Origin of the sequence: Pseudomonas sp. GL-B-19, from assembly GCF_019956415.1 — a bacterium.
GTDB lineage: Bacteria > Pseudomonadota > Gammaproteobacteria > Pseudomonadales > Pseudomonadaceae > Aquipseudomonas.
On the sequence record NZ_JAHBDK010000006.1, the window covers coordinates 1 to 1,134 of the forward strand.

2 protein-coding genes are annotated in these 1,134 nt (G+C 52.9%); both read right to left on the reverse strand.

Annotation, left to right across the window (positions count from 1 at the left end):
* Nucleotides 1-38: 38 nt before the first annotated feature.
* On the reverse strand, nucleotides 39-875 hold the full coding sequence (locus KGB06_RS00030) for an IS3 family transposase (protein ID WP_223511106.1): 837 nt from the start codon (nucleotides 873-875) through the stop codon (nucleotides 39-41).
* Nucleotides 872-1,134, reverse strand: a 263-nt coding sequence (locus KGB06_RS00035) for a transposase (protein ID WP_223511105.1), incomplete at its 5' end; no start/stop codon positions are given. The genes KGB06_RS00035 and KGB06_RS00030, both read right to left, overlap by 4 nt.

Consider the following 1,134-nt stretch of genomic DNA (forward strand, 5'->3'; position numbering starts at 1 on the left):
TGATCTGGTCCAGTAATTTTGGACATTGTTTTCGGTTCTCACGCCGCCATCTTTTCTGCCGCTACCGGCGAGTGGTAACCGTTGTAGCTGTGGCGCCTTACATTGTTGTAGCGCGCCACATATCGGTTGATATCTACTCGGGCCTCATATTCCGAGTGGTAGCCCTCTTCAGGCACCCATTCGGACTTCAAGCTGCCAAAAAAACGCTCCATCGGGGCGTTATCCCAACATTGGCCTTTTCGACTCATGCTCTGCTTTAGCTCGTGGGCCATCAGTTCGTCCCTGAATTTATGGCTGGTGTATTGGCACCCTTGGTCAGAATGAAACAGCACACCTTTAGGTCGTCCTCTCAATTCGACAGCCATACGCAGTGACTCGCTTGCTAGGGTCGCGTCGGCGACCAACGAATACGACCATCCCACCACTCGTCGTGCAAACAAATCCAAAACCACAGAGAAATAGAGCCAACGCTTGCCCAGCTGGATAAAGGTGATATCTGCGCACCAGACTTTATTGATATCAGCTACGTAAAACTCTCGGTCCAGCACATTCTCAGCCACGAGCGATTCAACACCCGACGACTTGTACTTATGGCGGCGGCGTTGGCAACTGGAAATCCCAGCCTCCTTCATCAAACGAGCAGCCATGTAGCGCCCCACCTTATGCTTTGCGCCCTGCATATCCTTGGAGAGAGTGCGGGCGCCCGCCGAGCCTTTTGATGCTTTGTGGTACTTGATCAGAGCAACCCTGAGCGCTTCGCGCTCGGGGTTCGTTTTTCCTTGGCGCTGACGCCAGGCGTAATAGCTGCTGCGGTTGACTTCAAACACGCGACAACAATCTGAAATGCCGTACTGTTCTCCTAGCTCGCTGATCAGAGGGAATGATCTTTGGAGTCCAAAAGCAGGAGAACACTGGCCTTTTTTAGGATTTCGATATCCCGGTCTTTCTGCCTGAGCAGAGCTTTGAGTTCCTGGATTTGTTTTTGGTCGGCGGTAATGGCTTTTGTTCCCGCTAGCGTCGAGCCTGCACGTTCTTTCCTGACCTGCTCGACCCAGCGGCGCAACGCAGTAGGGCCGATATCGAAGTTGGCGCAGACCTCAAGAATGGGCTGGTCTTCATCAAGCACCATGCTTG